Below are 16,479 nucleotides of genomic sequence, written 5' to 3'. Positions count from 1 at the left end.
CGGGGGGCGGGGGGCGGGGGGCGGGAGGGAAGGTGCGGGGGTTAGACCGGGGTGGGGGCTAGGCCGTAGGTTAGGGCGTCCACCAGGGCGTGCCAGCTGGCCTCGACCACGTTGGGGTGGACGCCTACCGTGGTCCAGTCCCGGCCGTTGCCGTTCGAGGTTTCCAGCAGGACCCGGGTGACCGCGCCGGTGCCGTGGCTGCCCTCCAGGATGCGCACCTTGTAGTCGGCCAGTTCGAAGTCGCGCAGCTGCGGGTAGTGCCGCTCCAACCCCACCCGCAGCGCCTCGTCGAGCGCGTTGACCGGGCCGTTGCCCTCGGCGGTGGCGATCACGCGTTCCCCACGTACCCGGATCTTGACGGTCGCCTCGGAGACCACCGCACCGTCCTCGCGGTGCTCGACCAGCACCCGGTACGACTCCAGGGTGAACGGACGGGCCGGGCCGCCCTCCGGCAGCTCGGATCGGACCAGCAACTCGAAGGACGCGTCGGCGGCCTCGAAGGACCAGCCACCCGCCTCCAGCTCCTTGACCCGCTTGGTGACCCGGGTCAGGGCGTCCGGCCTGCCGGCCAGGTCCAGGCCGAGCTCGCGACTCTTGAGCTCGACGCTGGCCCGACCGGCCATCTCGGTGACCAGGATCCGCATGTCGTTGCCCACCACCGACGGGTCCACGTGGTTGTAGAGCAACGGGTCGACCTTGATCGCGCTCGCGTGCAGCCCCGCCTTGTGGGCGAAGGCGGCGGCCCCGGCGTACGCCTGGTGGGTGTCGGGGGCGATGTTGGCGATCTCGGCGATGGCGTGCGAGACCCGCACCATCTGCGCCAGGCAGCCCTCCGGTAGGACGGGCATGCCGAGCTTGAGTTGCAGGTTGGCGACCACCGCGAAGAGGTCGGCGTTGCCCGGACGTTCGCCGTACCCGTTGGCGGTGCCCTGCACGTGGCGGACGCCCGCCTCCACGGCGGCGATGGTGTTGGCCACCGCGCAGGCGGTGTCGTTCTGGGCGTGCATGCCGAGCAGCCCGGCGTCGATCCCCAGCCGCTCGGTCAGGTCGAGGATCACGGCGGTCACCTGGGAGGGCAGCATGCCGCCGTTGGTGTCGCAGAGCACCATCCGCTCGGCGCCGGCGGCGAGCGCGGTCTGCACCACCGCGGCGCCGTACGCGGGGTCGTGCCGGTAGCCGTCGAAGAAGTGTTCGCCGTCGACGAAGACCCGCCGGCCCTCGCGGACGAGGTGGTCGACGGTGTCGTGGATCATCGCCAGGTTCTCCGCGCCGGTGGTGCGCAGGGCGCGTTCGACGTGCCGGGTGTCGGCCTTGGCGACAAGTGCCACCGCCGGGGTCTGCGCGTCCAGCAGGGCCCGCACCTGGGGGTCGTCCGCGACCGGGACGCCGGCCTTGCGGGTGGCGCCGAACGCGACGAGTACGGCGTGCCGCAGGTCCAACTCGGTGCGGGCGCGGCGGAAGAACTCGGTGTCCTTGGGGACCGCGCCCGGCCAGCCACCCTCGATGAAGCCGACGCCGAACTCGTCGAGCAGCCGGGCCACGGCCAGCTTGTCGACCACCGAGTAGGTGAGCCCCTCGCGCTGGGCGCCGTCGCGCAGTGTGGTGTCGAAGACCTGGAACGTCATCAGGATCCTTTCTCGGAGCAACAAAAAGACCTCCCGCGGGATGCGGGAGGTCTGCGCGCTCGGCAGAGGGGAGAGCCGGCGCGCTAGGTCGCAATAATCAGGGCGGTGCTGGTCACGATGGCCACTCTGCCACCCCTCACCGGCTTTTGGGAGGATCAATCCACATGACGGGACAGTTACTGAGGGTTCGTTCACCCCGAACCGCCGCTCGTGATCGGCTTCACAAGCCCACCAGGCCACTGATCAGCAGCACCAGCCATGCGGAAGCATCTGCAACGGATCCGATGACGGCCACCGCGCCGTCGCCAAGGAGGACCTGTGCTCACCGTCAGTGACCGCTTACCTGAGCACAGGCCCACCGCCTGCGTATCGTCGGGCGCCAACAACACGTCCAGGACGATCGACCACGTGTCCCACGAGGGCAAGTGGCGTGTGGTCTTCGTCGGGCCGATGAGCTGCACCGCCATCAGCCCGACGGAGATCGCCGGGGTCTGACCATGGGTCTGGACGCGATCACGGCAGCGCTGCCCGAGTACGCCAGGGACATCGCGCTCAACCTGAACTCCACCATCGGCGCCTCGCCGTTGACCCCGGCGCAGACCTGGGGCACCGCCCTGGCCTGCGCGGTGGCCGCCCGCAACCCGGTGGTGCTGCGCGAGATCGCGGACGAGGCACTCGGGCACCTCGGGCCGGAGGGTGTCGAGGCAGCCAAGGGCGCCGCGGCGATCATGGCGATGAACAACGTCTACTACCGGGCCAAGCACCTCATCGGCGACGAGCGGTACGCCTCGATGCCGGCCCGCCTGCGGATGCGGATCATCGCGAGGCCGGGCGTGGACAAGGGCGACTTCGAACTGTGGTGCTTCGCCGTGTCGGCGATCGCCGGCTGCGGCGTGTGCCTGGAGTTGCACGACAGGAAGCTACGCGCCAGCGGTTTCACCCGGGAGCAGCTGCACGACGCCCTGCGGATCTCCGCCGTGGTGCACGCCGCGGCGGTCACCCTGGACGCCGAGGCCGCGCTGGCCTGAGCGCGGTACGCCCCGGACAGGCCGATGCCGCACCTCGCGGGCGTCGGGCGGCTCGCCGTTTCCGGCCCCCGACGCTCGGGTAGCTCCTACGGGACATCAGGTGATCGGTGACAGTCAGGAGTGAACGGCATGGACAGGATCGATCCGCACGCCACTCACGCCGGGCCGGACCCGCTGCACGGCGGTGACCAGGGCTCGGTTCCCGGAGGGGCGCCGGCCGGCACGTTCGACCCCTGGCGCTACCGCGACCAGGCCGGCGTGGCCGACGCCGATCTGGTCGGCTACAAGGTCGAGGCCACCGACGGCGGAGTCGGCAAGATCGACAGCGCGAGCCACGAGGTGGGTGGCAGCTACCTCGTCGTGGACACCGGGCCCTGGATCTTCGGCAAGAAGGTGATGCTGCCGGCCGGCACCGTCAACCAGGTCGACCACGATCAGCGCACCGTCTCCGTCGACCGGACGAGGGACCAGATCAAGGCCGCCCCGGAGTACGACGAGACGAGCCACAGCGACCCGACCTACCGGGACCAGTTGGGTGGCTACTACGACGAGACGTACGGCGCGCTCCCACCCGGCACGGCACGGTGACTGTTCGACCCGACGGCCGGTGGGGCACCGCCCCACCGGCCGTTACCGTGTGACCGTGGACGCCACCGAGGACAATCGCCAGCTCTCGCTCCCCGCCACCTTCAACTTCCGCGACGTCGGCGGCTACGTCGGCCACGACGACCGCCCCGTTCGCCGGGGCCGGCTCTACCGCTCCGACTCACTGCACCGCCTCACCGAACAGGACCGGGACGCGTTCGCCGCGATCGGGATCCGCACCGTCGTCGACCTCCGTCGCCCCACCGAGGTGGAGCGGGACGGCCGGGTGCCGGCGTACCAGGGGCTGACCTACCGGAACATCCACCCGGAGCACGACGACTGGACGAAGACGCCGCACGAGGAGGGCGCCAGCCTGGCCCGGTACCTCGCCGACAGGTACGCCGACCTGGCCCAGACCGGCACCGCCGGGCTGGCCGAGGCGGTCGGGCTGATCGCCGACTCCGCCAACGCCCCGGTGGTGGTGCACTGCGTCGCCGGCAAGGACCGCACCGGCATCGTCTGCGCGCTGACCCTCGCCGTGCTCGGCGTCGACGACGACGACACCACCGCGGACTACGCGTTGAGCAGTGCGGCGTCGGCCCGGTACAGCGCCTGGCTGGCCACCGTCATGCCGAACGGGGCGGAGGTGCCGGCGCCGTTCCTGAGCTCCCCCGCCGAGGCGATGCAGATCTTCCTGGACGAGCTGCGCGCCGGGCACGGCTCGGTGGAGGCGTACCTGCGCCACGCCGGGGTGACCGACGAGCAGCTCGCCGCGCTCCGCGACCACCTGCTCGACGAGCCCGGCACGGCGAAGCCCACCGACACGTAGGACCGACTGCGCCGGCCCGTCCGGGTGGACTGGCCGGCGCGGTCACCGAGGTCAGAAGACCCGCTGCACCCAACCGTGCGGGTCGGCCGCCTTGCCCCGCTGGATGTCGACCAACTGCTGACGCAGAGCCATGGTGACCTGGCCGGGCTCGCCGCCACCGATCAGGAACTCACCCTCGGGGGAACGGACCCCACCGATCGGGGTGACCACCGCGGCGGTGCCGCAGGCGAAGACCTCCCGGAGGCGACCGCTGGCGGCGTCGGCCTGCCAGTCGGCGAAGCTGACCGGTCGCTCCTCGACCCGGTGACCGGCCGCGCCGGCCAGCGCGAGAACGGCGTCCCGGGTGATGCCCGGCAGGATCGTGCCGGTCAGCGGTGGGGTGACCACAGTGCCGTCGTCGTAGACGAAGAACACGTTCATGCCGCCCAGTTCGTCGACGAACCGGCGCTCCACCGCGTCCAGGAAGACGACCTGGTCGCAGCCGGCCTCGATGGCCTCCGCCTGGGCCGCCAACGAGGCGGCGTAGTTGCCGCCGCACTTGGCGGCGCCGGTGCCACCGGGCGCGGCCCGGGTGTAGTCCGGGGAGACCCAGACGGTGACCGGCTTGACCCCACCGCTGAAGTACGACCCGGCCGGTGAGGCGATCACCATGTAGAGGTACTCGTTCGCCGGGCGGACGCCGAGGAAGACCTCGCTTGCGAACATGAAGGGCCGCAGGTAGAGGCTGCCGTCCTCGTCGGTGGGGATCCACTCCCGGTCGATCTCGATGAGCTTGTGCAGCGAGTCGACGAACACCTCCGGCGGCAGCACCGGCATCGCCATCCGCTGCGCGGAGGTGGCGAAGCGGGCCGCGTTGGCGTCCGGCCGGAACATCGTCACGCCACCGTCGGCCGTCCGGTACGCCTTGAGCCCTTCGAAGATCTCCTGCGCGTAGTGCAGCACCGCGCTGGCCGGGTCCATCGGGATCGGGCCACGCGCCTCCACCCGGGCGTCGTACCAGCCCTTGCCGTCGGCGTAGCGGACGGTGACCATGTGGTCGGTGAAGACCCGGCCGAAGCCGGGGTTGGTCAGCAGCGCGGCCCGATCGGCGGCGGATACCGGCGCGGCATTCGGACGGATCTCGAAGTCGAGCATGTCACCACCGCTCATCGCGCTGACCTCCCTGGGGAACAACGGCATGCGGGACCGCACACCGACATGGCTGTACCAGAAACCTACCCCGAACGGTCGTTAAGCGGGTAGCGCCGGGTGGGCCGGACGGACTGCCCGGCCACGCCGACGTCGGGCCGGTCGCCGTTCGGGACGAGACGTCAGGCTACGGCGTGAGCGGCGAGCCGGTCGCCGACCTCTTCGGTACGCAGCGTCACACCCGGGACCCGGCTGGCCAGCTCGGCGGCGACCGCCGCGTTGACCCGGGCGGCGGACTCGCTGTGCCCGAGCTGCTCCAGCAGCAACGCGGCGGAGAGCACCGCGGCGACCGGGTCGGCGATGCCCTGCCCGGCGATGTCCGGCGCGGAGCCGTGCACCGGCTCGAACATCGAGGGGTACGCCCCCTCGGGGTTGATGCAGCCACTGGCCGCCAGCCCGATGCCGCCGGTGACGGCCGCGGCGATGTCGGTGAGGATGTCGCCGAAGAGGTTGTCGGTGACCACCACGTCGTAGCGCTGCGGCTGGGTGACCAGGAACATGGCCGCCGCGTCGACGTGCTGGTACTCGGTGGCGACGTCCGGGTGCTCGGCGGCGACCGCGTCGAACGTGCGAGCCCAGAGCGACCCGGCGTGGGTGAGCACGTTGGTCTTGTGCACGAGGGTGACCTTGCGCCGCTCCCGGCGGCCGGCGCGGGCGAACGCGTCGCGGATCACCCGCTCCACGCCGTGCCGGGTGTTCAGGCTCTCCTCGGTGGCGACCTCGGCCGGGGTGTCCCGGTGCAGGGAACCACCGGCGCCGGCGTAGAGCCCCTCGGTGCCCTCGCGCACCACCACGAGGTCGACCTCGCCCGGCTTCACGGTGTTCAGCGGGCCGGAAACCCCGGGCCAGAGGCGGGACGGGCGCAGGTTGACGTACTGGTCGAAGGCGAAGCGGAGCTTGAGCAGCAGCCCCCGCTCCAGCACACCCGGCGGGACCGTCGGGTCGCCGACCGCACCGAGCAGGATGGCGTCGTGCCCGGCCAGCTCGGTCAGCACCGAGTCGGGCAGCACCTCGCCGGTACGGTGCCAGCGGGCGGCACCGAGGTCGTACTCGGTGGCCTGCACGTCGGGCAGCACCGCGTCGAGGACCTTGCGCGCCTGCGCGACCACCTCGGGCCCGATGCCGTCCCCGGCCACCACCGCGATCCGCGCCACGACCGCACTCCTCTGCTCAACGGTTCCGTCCGGGCAACGGTACGTCGCCGTCCCGCCTCCCGGTACGGAGCGTCCATCATCTGGGAAGCGCGGATGCACAGCACCCTCTCAGCTGGGACTCATGGGGCGGTCATCTCCGCTGCCTACCGTAGTGGTCGGTGGGTCGCGGGGGCCCGCCGACCAACGGAGTCGCGCGGACGCGGCGCCACGTGCGAGGGGGCAGATGCGATGCGCATCGACGAGCAGCCACGGACCCGCTGGCCGGACCCGTCCGCGTTCCGCAACCGCCGGCCGGACCTCCGACTCGGCAGCCGCCGGCACCGGATCGACCCGACCGCCGCCACCGAGGGCCGGATCGCGGTGCAGCACACCGTACGCACCGCGACCGCGGAGTACACCCTGCTGCTCAACGCCCCCGAGAGGCTCGGCCGCCGGGGTGTGGGCGAGGCTCTGCGGGACAGCGTCGCCGAGCTGCGCGCCATCGACCTCACCTACGGCCCCAACCGACCGGAGAGCCTCGTCTCCCGGCTGCGGCGGGGCGAGATCAGCCCGGACTCGTACCCCCCGCTCGCCGACCTGGTAGACCGCTGCGCGGCGATGCGCGCGGCCACCGACGGGTGGTTCGACGCGTGGGCGGTGCCCGGCGGCTTCGACCCCGGCGGGCTGCTCGGCGGTTGGGCGGTGGAACGGGCCGCCGAGCGACTCCGGGCCGCCGGCATCCACGACTACGCCGTGCTCGCCGGCGCCGACCTCGTCGTCCGGGGCCGCGCGCCGCACGGGGGCCCCTGGCGGGTGGCGGTGCACCACCCGACCGCACCCGAGCGCGCGCCACTGGTGCTGGAGATGACCGCCGGCGCGATCGGCACCTCCGGAGTGACCGGGCGCCAGGGGCATGTGGTGGACCCGCACACCGGCGAGCCGGCCAACCACCTCGTCGCCGCCACCGTCGTGGGCCCCGACCTGACGTTCGCCGACGCCTACGCCACCGCGCTCTACGCCGCCGGAGCCACAGGCCTGACGTGGTTTCGGGGAAACTCCGACTATCGCGCGCTCTTCGCACACCGTCGCTGAGCGGAGCGCCGCCGCGATCGGCCCCCACGGTCTCGGCAACGACCGTGGGGGCCGGTCAGCGACGAGTGCGCGTGGCTCGCACAACCGAGGGGTGCGGACCGGTCGGGCCGGACGTCGACCGCGCCACCCGAAGACGGGTCGGCGCCGCGAACTCGGCCAGTGACCGCAGTGCGTACGCTAGCGAATCGACGCAACTCGACGCAAGAGTCTCCACACCGGACCGTCTCGAACGGAGACTGTGGCGATCGGTGGTTGACCGGCGGCGAGGCAGTTTCGACATGGTGAACGGCGGATGGCACGCTATCCGCCGTGAGTTTCGATCTGAGCGTGTGGGCCCTGGAGGACGGGGCGACGCCCGAGGACGTGCGGACAGCGGTCAACGGTTGCCGGCAGGGACGGCACGTGGACCGCTACCCCGACCCGCGGGTGGTCAGCTTCTACCGGGCGATCACCGCCTCCTATCCGGACCGTCACCCCGGCCCGAACAGTCCGTGGGCGGTGGCGCCGCTGCACGCGGCCCACGACCACGTCGAGTTGAACCTGCACCCGACCTGCGCGGACCAGGTGCTCCTCGACATCGAGCGGCTGGCCGGCGAGCACGGGCTGATGTTGTTCGACCCGCAGGACGGCTCGGTCTACCCGCCGCCGGCGCGACTGCACGGCTGACCTGACCGGCGGCGCGGACAGGACATGACGAGGGGCCCGGCGAATCGCCAGGCCCCCCTCGGTGTTTGGTCGTCTCCTACTCGTCGCGCAGGTCGGCGGCGCTTGCCGCCGTGGCGCCGATCGACTCGGCGGCCGACGTGAGCAGGTCGGCGCCGAGCGCCTGGTCGACGGTGAGCGTCATCAGCGTCTCGCCACCCGCCTCCCGACGAGCCACCTGCATGGCGGCGATGTTGATGCCCGACTCGCCGAGCAGGGTACCGACGGTGCCGACGACGCCGGGCCGGTCGGCGTAGCGCAGGAAGAGCAGGATGCCCTCCGCGCCGATCTCCACGTCGAAGCCGTCCACCTCGGTCAGCTTCAGGATGTCCCGCGCACCGGAGTGGGTGACCGTGCCGGAGACACTTACCGTCCGACCGTCGGGCAGCGCGCCGCGCACCGTGACCAGGGTCGGCTGCTCGGCCGTCTCGGCCAGGGTGGCGAGGGTGACCTCGACGCCACGCTCGGCCGCCAGGTGCGGGGCGTTGACGTAGGTGACCTGCTCCTCGACCACGGAGCTGAACAGGCCCTTGGTGGCGGCGAGCTTGAGCACCGACACGTCGTGGCTGACGATCTCGCCGCGTACCTCGACCGTGACGCTTGCGGCGACCCCGCCGGCGACCGCGGTGAAGGCCCGGCCCAGCTTCTCCGCCAACGGCAGCAGCGGCCGGACGTCCTCGGCGACCACACCGCCGGCCTGCACGTTTACCGCGTCCGGCACGAACTCGCCCTGCAACGCCAGCTTCACGCTCTTGGCCACGGCGAGACCGGCCTTGTCCTGCGCCTCGTGGGTGGAGGCACCCAGGTGCGGGGTGGCCACCACGTTGTCGAAGGCGAACAGCGGCGACGAGGTGCACGGCTCCTTGCTGTACACGTCGACGCCGGCCCCGGCGACCCGACCCTCGGCGATCGCGTCGGCGAGCGCCTGCTCGTCGACGAGCCCACCCCGGGCGGCGTTGACGATGCGGACGCCGGGCTTGACGATCGCCAGCTCCTTCTCGCCGATCAGGCCCACCGTCTCCGGCGTCTTCGGCAGGTGGATGGAGATGAAGTCGCTCTCCCGCAGCAGCTCCTCCAACCCGACCAGGCGGACGCCGAGCTGCGCCGCACGGGCCGGCTGGATGTACGGGTCGTACGCGATCAGCCGGGTGCCGAACGCGGCGATGCGAGACGCGAAGAGCACCCCGATGCGACCGAGCCCGACCACGCCGACGGTCTTGCCCTGCACCTCGACGCCTGTGTACTTCGACCGCTTCCACTCCCCCGCCTTGAGGGCGGAGCTGGCGCTCGCGGTGTTGCGGGCGACGGCGAGCAGCAGCGCGACGGCCTGCTCGGCAGCGGAGACGATGTTCGAGGTGGGCGCGTTGACCACCATGACGCCCCGAGCGGTGGCGGCCGGCACCTCGACGTTGTCCAGCCCGACACCCGCGCGGGCGACCACCTTGAGTCGCGGTGCGGCGGCGACCGCCTCGGCGTCGATCTGGGTCGCGCTGCGCACGATGACGGCGTCGGCCTCGGAGAGCGCCGAGAGCAGGGCCGGACGGTCGGTGCCGTCGACGTGACGGACGTCGAAGTCGTGGGCGAGCACCTCGATGGCGGCGGGGGCGAGTTCTTCGGCGATCAGTACGACAGGATTCATCGGTCCTCGTAGAGGTCGTGTTTGCGATCGGCCCGGGCCGCGAGGCGCCGCACTGCGCCCTGCGCTGATCCGTGCCGTGGCCGTCAGGTGCCGGCTGCTGCACCTACAGGCGATCGTAGGGGCCTCGCTCGTCGGCGTGTTCCGGTCTTCGGGGTGAGTGCCCTCACAGCGCGGCCATCAGCCGTTCACCGCACAGAAACGCGCCCCTCCCCGCGACCTTGCACTTCCTGTCGCGAACTAAGGGGCACTGTCCGACACATCGACATGCGGAAGTGCAAGATCCACGGGGGCGTGGGTGAAGGCCAGGGTGGGGGCATGTTGACAGCCCCGGGTTGCGCTGGGGAGAGCGCGACCCGGGGCCGTCGGAGAGGGAGCGTTTCGGCGCGCCGTCAGGCCGTCTCGGTGATCGGGCGGTCGACCCAGCTCATCATGCCGCGCAGCTTCTTGCCGGTCTCCTCGATCGGGTGCGCCGCGCCCTCGGCCTGCCACTTGGTGAAGTTGGGCCGGCCGGCCTCGTCCTCGGCGACCCACTCGCGGGCGAACTCGCCGGACTGGATCTCACCAAGAATCTTGCGCATCTCGTCCTTGACCCGGGAGTCGATGATGCGCGAGCCACGGGAGAGGTCGCCGTACTCGGCGGTGTCGGAGATGCTGTAGCGCATCTTCGCGATGCCGCCCTCGTACATGAGGTCGACGATCAGCTTCAGCTCGTGCAGGCACTCGAAGTAGGCGACCTCCGGGGCGTAGCCCGCCTCGGTGAGCACCTCGAACCCGGTCTGCACAAGCGCCGAGGCACCGCCGCAGAGCACCGCCTGCTCGCCGAAGAGGTCGGTCTCGGTCTCCTCGGTGAAGGTGGTCTTGATCGCGCCGGCCCGGGTGCCGCCGATCCCCTTGGCGTACGCGAGGGCGAGCGCGAGCGCGTTGCCGCTGGCATCCTGCTCGACGGCGACGAGGCAGGGCACGCCCTTGCCGTCGCTGTACTGGCGGCGGACCAGGTGGCCGGGGCCCTTGGGCGCGACCATCGCCACGTCTACCTCGGCCGGCGGCTTGATCAGGCCGTACCGGATGTTGAAGCCGTGGCCGAAGAAGAGCGCCTTGCCCGCGGTGAGGTTCGGCTCGATCGACTCGGTGTAGAGCTTGCGCTGTGCGGTGTCCGGCGCGAGCACCATGATCACGTCGGCCTCGGCGGCGGCCTGCGCCGGCGTGAGCACCCGCAGGCCCTGCTCCTCGGCCTTGGGACGGCTCTTCGAGCCCTCCGGCAGACCGATCACCACGTCGACGCCCGAGTCACGCAGCGACAGCGCGTGGGCGTGACCCTGGCTGCCGTAGCCGATCACCGCGACCTTCCGGGCCTGGATCAGGCCGAGGTCGGCGTTGTCGTCGTAGTACACCTCAACGCTCATGAGAACTTCCCTTTCGTACGACGGCCGGGGCGGCCCGTCGTGGTCTGTGCGGATGGATTCGCCGGCGGCCCGCCGGGGCCGACCGGCGGGGGGTCAGGCAGCCCTCAGTGCGGGACCGGCGGTGATCGAACGCGAACCGCGCCCGATGGCCACCAAGCCGGACTGGACCATTTCCTTGATACCGAAGGACTCGAGGTCGCGCAGGAGCGCGTCGAGCTTGTCCGGGGTGCCGGTGGCCTCGATGGTCAGCGTGTCCGGTGCGACGTCGACCACCCGGGCGCGGAACAGGTTGACCGTCTCCAGCACCTGCGACCGCGCGGAGCGGTCGGCGCGAACCTTCACCAGCAGCAACTCCCGGGCGACCGAGACCTGCGGGTCCAGTTCAACGATCTTGAGTACGTTGACAAGCTTGTTCAGCTGCTTGGTGACCTGCTCCAGCGGGGACGACTCCGCGTTGACCACGATGGTGATCCGGGAGACGTCCGGGTTCTCGGTCTCGCCCACCGCGAGGCTGTCGATGTTGAACCCGCGCCGGGAGAACAGGCCGGAGACCCGGGCGAGTACGCCGGGCTTGTTCTCCACGAGCACGGACAGGGTGTGCATGGTCACTGCTTCTCCTTTGGCATGCCCTCACGGCCCTCGCTGCGCTCGGTGCATTCGTTCATGACGGCGTCTCCTTCGTCATGCCCTCACGGCCCTCGCTGCGCTCGGTGCATTCGTTCATGACTAGATGTCATCCTCGTCGAAGACCGGGCGGACGCCACGGGCGAACATGATCTCGTCGTTGCTGGTGCCGGCGGCGACCATCGGCCAGACCATCGCGTCCTTGCCGACCACGAAGTCGATCACCACGGGCGCATCGTTGATCTCCATGGCGGCGGCGATGGTCTTGTCCACGTCGGCCGCGTTCTCGCAGCGCAGCCCGACGCAGCCCAGGGCCTCGGCCAGCTTCACGAAGTCGGGAATCCGGTGCTTGTGGGTGCCCAGCTCGGTGTTCGAGTAGCGCTCGTTGTAGAAGAGCGTCTGCCACTGCCGGACCATGCCGAGATTGCCGTTGTTGATGACGGCGATCTTGACCGGGATGCCCTCCAAGGCGCAGGTGGCCAACTCCTGGTTGGTCATCTGGAAGCAGCCGTCGCCGTCCACCGCCCAGACCACCGTGTCCGGCTTGCCGACCTTGGCGCCCATCGCCGCCGGCACCGCGTAACCCATCGTGCCGAGGCCGCCGGAGTTCAGCCAGGTGTTCGGCTTCTCGTACGAGATGAACTGCGACGCCCACATCTGGTGCTGACCAACCCCGGCCACGAAGATCGCGTCGGAGCCGACGATCTCGCCCAACCGCTTGATCACGTACTGCGGGGAGAGGGTCCCGTCGGCCGGCTCGTCGTAGCCCAGCGGGTAACGGTTGCGCAGGTCGTCGAGCTGCGTCCACCAGTCACCGAGGTCGGCGGTGCGCCCCGCCGACCGCTCCACGGTGACCGCGGCGATCAGCTCGTCGATGACGTGCTTGGCGTCGCCGACGATCGGCACGTCCACGTGCCGGTTCTTGCCGATCTCGGCGGGGTCGATGTCCGCGTGGACGACTGCCGCGTCCGGGGCGAACGAGTCGAGCTTGCCGGTGACCCGGTCGTCGAAGCGCGCGCCCAGCGCGACGATCAGATCCGCCTTCTGCAGGCCGTAGACCGCGGCGACGGTGCCGTGCATGCCGGGCATCCCCAGGTGCTGCTGGTGCGAGTCGGGGAACGCCCCGAGCGCCATCAACGTGGTGACGACCGGGATGCCGGTCAGCTCGGCCAGCCGGCGCAGCCCGTCGGTGGCACCGGCCTTGAGCACCCCGCCGCCCACGTAGAGCACGGGCCGCCGGGCGCCGGCCATCAGCCGCGCCGCCTCCCGGATCTGCTTGCCGTGCGGGTGCAGGGTCGGCCGGTAGCCGGGCAGGTCCAGGGTGGGCGGCCAGGAGAAGGTGGTCGGCGCCTGGAGCACGTCCTTGGGGATGTCGACGAGCACCGGGCCGGGCCTCCCGCTGCTGGCCAGGTGGAACGCCTCGGCCAGCACCCGGGGAATCTCCTCGGCGTTCTGGACGAGGAAGTTGTGCTTGGTGATCGGCAGGGTGATGCCCTGGATGTCCGCCTCCTGGAAGGCGTCGGTGCCAATCGACGGGCGGGCCACCTGGCCGGTGATCGCCACCATCGCCACCGAGTCCATGTACGCGTCGGCGATCGGGGTGACCAGGTTCGTCGCGCCCGGACCGGAGGTGGCGATGCAGACGCCGACCTTCCCGGTTGCCTGCGCGTAGCCGGTCGCCGCGTGCCCCGCGCCCTGCTCGTGCCGCACCAGGATGTGCCGGACCGTGGAGTCGTAGAGCGGGTCGTACGCCGGCAGGATCGCGCCGCCCGGGATGCCGAAGACGACGTCGACGTCGAGCGCCTCGAGGGACCGCACGAGTGAGCCGGCCCCGGAGACCTGGGTTGCGGCGACGGGTCGTACCGCCGGGGCGGCCGGGGTGGCCGGGCGCGCGGCGGCCTGGTCGACGTCGAGGGTCGGGTCGGCTGCCGCGCGGGCCCGGCGGGCGGTGTGGGCGAGGGTCTCGGGCGTGGGTCTCGTCATGGCGGTTCTGGCCTTCGGCTGGAGTGGCTGGTGGCTAGTCAAGCGATGCGACGCGGGCGGGGCCCGCCTCGCCAGGTTCCGATGGCAATAAAAACGGCCCTCGTGCAGATGCACGGGGCCAGCGCACTCTCGGTGAGGGAGAGTGCGCTCAGGTAAGTACTCGCAGCGACCGGTACGACGACATGCGGCTAAGCCTGACGCATCTCACGCGATGAGTCAACTGATCCCACATGTTGGTTGACGGAGGCCGGCGAGTCGGCCGGCGACGCGCCATCGACAGACGGGTTGAGCTGCCCGGACCCGCCCGAAGGGCGACGTGGCGCGGGCACCGGAGCGGGACGCGCGCCGGGCGACGTGGCGGCCTCCAGCATCGCCTCCAGGTGCTCGGCGGGCACCCCCCAGCCGAACAGCGCGCCCTGGCCGAACCGGCAACCGGCGGCCACCACCGCGGCCAACTCGGTCGGGTTCGTCACCCCCTCGGCGATCACCTCCAGCCCCAGCTGGTGGCCCAGTCGCATGACGATGTCGACCATCGGGGCGAACGCGGGCCCGTCCTGGCCGACCGGGCGGACCGGTTCGTGTTCGGCGACCAGACTGTGGTCGATCTTGAGAATGTCGATCGGCAGTCGGCGCAGCTGCCCCAGCGAGGAGTAGCCGGCCCCGAAGTCGTCGAGTGCGATCCGCACGCCGGTCAACCGCAACGCGGTGAGCCGCCGGATCAGCTCGTCCAGGTCGGTGGCGACCGCGTGCTCGGTGACCTCCAGCACCAGCCGCTGCGGCGGCACGTGGTGGGCGCGCAGCGCCTCGGCGACCTGGACCACGTACGCCGGGGCGTGCAGCTCGCGCGGGGAGACGTTCACCGACACCCAGACGTCGTGCCCGTCCGCGAGCCACCGGGAGAGCTGATAGCAGGCCTGGTGCAGCACCCAGGCGCCGAGCGGGGCGATCATGCCGCACTCCTCGGCGAGCGGGATGAACTCGTCCGGACGGACGTTGCCCAGCTCGGGGTGGTGCCAGCGGAGCAGCGCCTCAGCGCCGACCGGCCGCACCGACGGCAGCGACGCCACCGGCTGGAACGCCAACCGCAGCTCGTCGCGGTCGATCGCCCCGCGCAGCTCGTGCTCCACCGTCGTACGTCGGCGCAGCAGTTGGTCGTACGCGGCGTCGTACCGCTCGATCCGGTTCTTACCCCGCTGCTTGGCGTAGCGCAGTGCCAGGTCGGCGTGGCGCAGCAGCAACTCCACGTCCGGCTCGTCGGCCCAGTCGGCCACCCCGATGCTCACCGACAGGAAGACCGGACCCTCCGGCTGGTCGTACGGCCGGTTGATCACCCCGAGGAGCCGCTCGGCGACCCGGTCCGCCTCGACCGGCCGGCCCTGCATGAGAACGGCGAACTCGTCGCCACCCAGCCGGGCGGCCACGTCGCCGGGGCGCAGGTTGCCGCGCAGCCGCCGACCCACCTCGGCCAGCACGGCGTCGCCCACGTCGTGGCCCCGCATGTCGTTGACGTTCTTGAAGCCGTCCAGGTCGAGGCCGAGCAGCACACACGGGTTGCGGTCCGCGGCGTTGCGGTGCAGCGCGCGCAGCAGCCCGCGCCGGTTGGCCAACGACGTCAGCGGGTCGGTGTGCGCCAGCTCACGGAAGTGCGCCTCCCGCTCGGCCAGCCGGCCCGCGTACCCCCGGACGTCGCGCAGCGTGAGGTACTGCCGGGCCACCAGGGCGAAACCCTCCACGCTGCCGGCCACGATGCCCGCCGCGGTGAACCGGCCGTCCTGGGCGAGGTGGTACATCGCCGAGGCGGCCATCGCGAGCATCGGGGCGACCGCGTACTCCCCGTCGCTGCCGACCAGGTCCAGGTCGATCTGCCCCGGTCGGTCGGCCCGGTAGACGGTGAGCGCGACGGTCAGCAGGCCGGCGGCGAGCACCGCCGCGCCGGTCAGCGCCATCGTCGGCCCGGCCTGGCAGAGGCCCGCGCTGAGACCCAGCCCACCGCAGGTGACCGCGCTGATGCCGGCGCCCAGCGCGGCGAGCCGTCGACGTGGCGTGGCGGCCCGGAAGACGACGATCACGACGAGCCCGGCACCGAGCGCGGCGCTCACCGTGGCAAGCAGAATCGCCGGGCAGGCCATCGGGGTGGCGGCACCGAGCAACCGGGTGGGCTCGGAGAAGAGCACCCAACCGACGAACCACAGGGCCGCCGCCATGACCAACCCGTCCAGGGCGAGTCGGGCCGTGCCCGCCGCGGTGGCGGCCACTCCGGGCAGCCGGAGCAGACCGGCCGCGAAGGCCAAGCCGCTCACCGCCGTGCCGATCGCCACAGTTGTCGCCCAACCGGTGCGCTGCCCCTGCTCGTGGGCCCAGTGGTCGTTCGCGCTGAGCACGGCGACAAGCCCGGCCAGGAGGCTGAGCAGGGCACCCCCGGCGGCCCCCGCGAGCAGCAGGTGCGCTGGTCGACGCGGCCCCGTCCGCCGCCGGGCGACGACGGTCAGCAGCGCGGCGGCCACCGCGGCGACGAGCCCGCTGAGCGCCGCGACAGCGACCATGGCCGGTGGAAAATGCACGCCTCCAAGAGTGCCGGATGGGCGCACGCAATGGGGGGCTGAGTGTGCATCTGTTGGGACACGGCAGATACGGGGGTGGGCCGGCGC

General features: G+C 71.6%; 14 protein-coding genes. 6 read left to right on the top strand and 8 right to left on the bottom strand.

Annotated features, from left to right (window positions below; genetic code table 11):
* Positions 1–41: 41 nt before the first annotated feature.
* Positions 42–1,625 carry a citramalate synthase gene (cimA, locus tag ACWER9_RS22565; RefSeq protein WP_452303714.1) on the bottom strand — a complete coding sequence of 528 codons (1,584 nt, stop codon included), beginning with the start codon at positions 1,623–1,625 and terminating at the stop codon, positions 42–44.
* Positions 1,626–1,943: 318 nt separating this feature from the next.
* Here cimA and ACWER9_RS22560 point away from each other — a divergent pair, with 318 nt between their 5' ends.
* The 4 genes from ACWER9_RS22560 (at position 1,944) to ACWER9_RS22545 (ending at position 4,067) form a co-directional block, all read left to right on the top strand.
* Positions 1,944–2,120, top strand: a complete 177-nt coding sequence (locus ACWER9_RS22560) for a hypothetical protein (RefSeq protein WP_452303713.1) — start codon at positions 1,944–1,946, stop codon at positions 2,118–2,120.
* Between the two features lie 2 nt (positions 2,121–2,122).
* On the top strand, positions 2,123–2,653 hold the full coding sequence (locus ACWER9_RS22555) for a carboxymuconolactone decarboxylase family protein (protein ID WP_452303712.1): 531 nt from the start codon (positions 2,123–2,125) through the stop codon (positions 2,651–2,653).
* A 129-nt stretch (positions 2,654–2,782) separates the two neighbouring features.
* Entirely contained in the window at positions 2,783–3,241 is a 459-nt protein-coding gene (locus ACWER9_RS22550; RefSeq protein WP_452303711.1) for a PRC-barrel domain containing protein, read from the top strand.
* 55 nt (positions 3,242–3,296) lie between these two features.
* Positions 3,297–4,067 carry a tyrosine-protein phosphatase gene (locus ACWER9_RS22545; RefSeq protein ID WP_452303710.1) on the top strand — a complete coding sequence of 257 codons (771 nt, stop codon included), beginning with the start codon at positions 3,297–3,299 and terminating at the stop codon, positions 4,065–4,067.
* 51 nt (positions 4,068–4,118) lie between these two features.
* Here ACWER9_RS22545 and ACWER9_RS22540 read toward each other — a convergent pair whose 3' ends face one another.
* Complete coding sequence (locus ACWER9_RS22540) at positions 4,119–5,216, bottom strand: branched-chain amino acid aminotransferase (protein WP_452303709.1); 1,098 nt, start codon at positions 5,214–5,216, stop codon at positions 4,119–4,121.
* Between the two features lie 161 nt (positions 5,217–5,377).
* On the bottom strand, positions 5,378–6,409 hold the full coding sequence (locus ACWER9_RS22535) for a 3-isopropylmalate dehydrogenase (RefSeq protein ID WP_452303708.1): 1,032 nt from the start codon (positions 6,407–6,409) through the stop codon (positions 5,378–5,380).
* Positions 6,410–6,637: 228 nt separating this feature from the next.
* On the opposite strand from ACWER9_RS22535, the gene ACWER9_RS22530 reads away from it, so the two are divergent.
* Both ACWER9_RS22530 and ACWER9_RS22525 read left to right on the top strand, forming a co-directional pair.
* Positions 6,638–7,480: an FAD:protein FMN transferase gene (locus ACWER9_RS22530; RefSeq protein ID WP_452303707.1), complete on the top strand. Its 843-nt coding sequence runs from the start codon at positions 6,638–6,640 to the stop codon at positions 7,478–7,480.
* Between the two features lie 309 nt (positions 7,481–7,789).
* On the top strand, positions 7,790–8,146 hold the full coding sequence (locus ACWER9_RS22525) for a hypothetical protein (protein WP_238671028.1): 357 nt from the start codon (positions 7,790–7,792) through the stop codon (positions 8,144–8,146).
* Between the two features lie 76 nt (positions 8,147–8,222).
* Here ACWER9_RS22525 and serA read toward each other — a convergent pair whose 3' ends face one another.
* The 5 genes from serA to ACWER9_RS22500 form a co-directional block, all read right to left on the bottom strand.
* Positions 8,223–9,821, bottom strand: a complete 1,599-nt coding sequence (gene serA, locus ACWER9_RS22520) for a phosphoglycerate dehydrogenase (RefSeq protein WP_452303706.1) — start codon at positions 9,819–9,821, stop codon at positions 8,223–8,225.
* Positions 9,822–10,210: 389 nt separating this feature from the next.
* A complete protein-coding gene (gene ilvC, locus ACWER9_RS22515; protein ID WP_357351788.1) occupies positions 10,211–11,224 on the bottom strand; it encodes a ketol-acid reductoisomerase in 1,014 nt (337 codons plus the stop codon).
* A 93-nt stretch (positions 11,225–11,317) separates the two neighbouring features.
* Positions 11,318–11,833: an acetolactate synthase small subunit gene (gene ilvN / locus ACWER9_RS22510; RefSeq protein WP_124815780.1), complete on the bottom strand. Its 516-nt coding sequence runs from the start codon at positions 11,831–11,833 to the stop codon at positions 11,318–11,320.
* A 117-nt stretch (positions 11,834–11,950) separates the two neighbouring features.
* Positions 11,951–13,831 carry an acetolactate synthase large subunit gene (locus tag ACWER9_RS22505; protein ID WP_452303705.1) on the bottom strand — a complete coding sequence of 627 codons (1,881 nt, stop codon included), beginning with the start codon at positions 13,829–13,831 and terminating at the stop codon, positions 11,951–11,953.
* A gap of 188 nt (positions 13,832–14,019) precedes the next feature.
* Positions 14,020–16,374 carry a putative bifunctional diguanylate cyclase/phosphodiesterase gene (locus ACWER9_RS22500; RefSeq protein ID WP_452303715.1) on the bottom strand — a complete coding sequence of 785 codons (2,355 nt, stop codon included), beginning with the start codon at positions 16,372–16,374 and terminating at the stop codon, positions 14,020–14,022.
* Between the last annotated feature and the right edge of the window lie 105 nt (positions 16,375–16,479).

This window comes from Micromonospora sp. NPDC003944, from assembly GCF_053605225.1.
The sequence above is the reverse complement of the archived record's forward strand: the minus strand, read 5'-3'. Positions and strand labels throughout refer to the sequence as shown.

Bases quoted from the DNA above. Each gene is read 5' to 3' on its own strand.
- cimA (WP_452303714.1), bottom strand. From the start codon at position 1,625: ATGACGTTCCAGGTCTTCGACACCACACTGCGCGACGGCGCCCAGCGC.
- ACWER9_RS22555 (WP_452303712.1), top strand. From the start codon at position 2,123: ATGGGTCTGGACGCGATCACGGCAGCGCTGCCCGAGTACGCCAGGGAC.
- ACWER9_RS22550 (WP_452303711.1), top strand. From the start codon at position 2,783: ATGGACAGGATCGATCCGCACGCCACTCACGCCGGGCCGGACCCGCTG.
- ACWER9_RS22540 (WP_452303709.1), bottom strand. From the start codon at position 5,216: ATGAGCGGTGGTGACATGCTCGACTTCGAGATCCGTCCGAATGCCGCG.
- ACWER9_RS22530 (WP_452303707.1), top strand. From the start codon at position 6,638: ATGCGCATCGACGAGCAGCCACGGACCCGCTGGCCGGACCCGTCCGCG.
- serA (WP_452303706.1), bottom strand. From the start codon at position 9,821: ATGAATCCTGTCGTACTGATCGCCGAAGAACTCGCCCCCGCCGCCATC.
- ilvC (WP_357351788.1), bottom strand. From the start codon at position 11,224: ATGAGCGTTGAGGTGTACTACGACGACAACGCCGACCTCGGCCTGATC.
- ACWER9_RS22505 (WP_452303705.1), bottom strand. From the start codon at position 13,831: ATGACGAGACCCACGCCCGAGACCCTCGCCCACACCGCCCGCCGGGCC.
- ACWER9_RS22500 (WP_452303715.1), bottom strand. From the start codon at position 16,374: ATGGTCGCTGTCGCGGCGCTCAGCGGGCTCGTCGCCGCGGTGGCCGCC.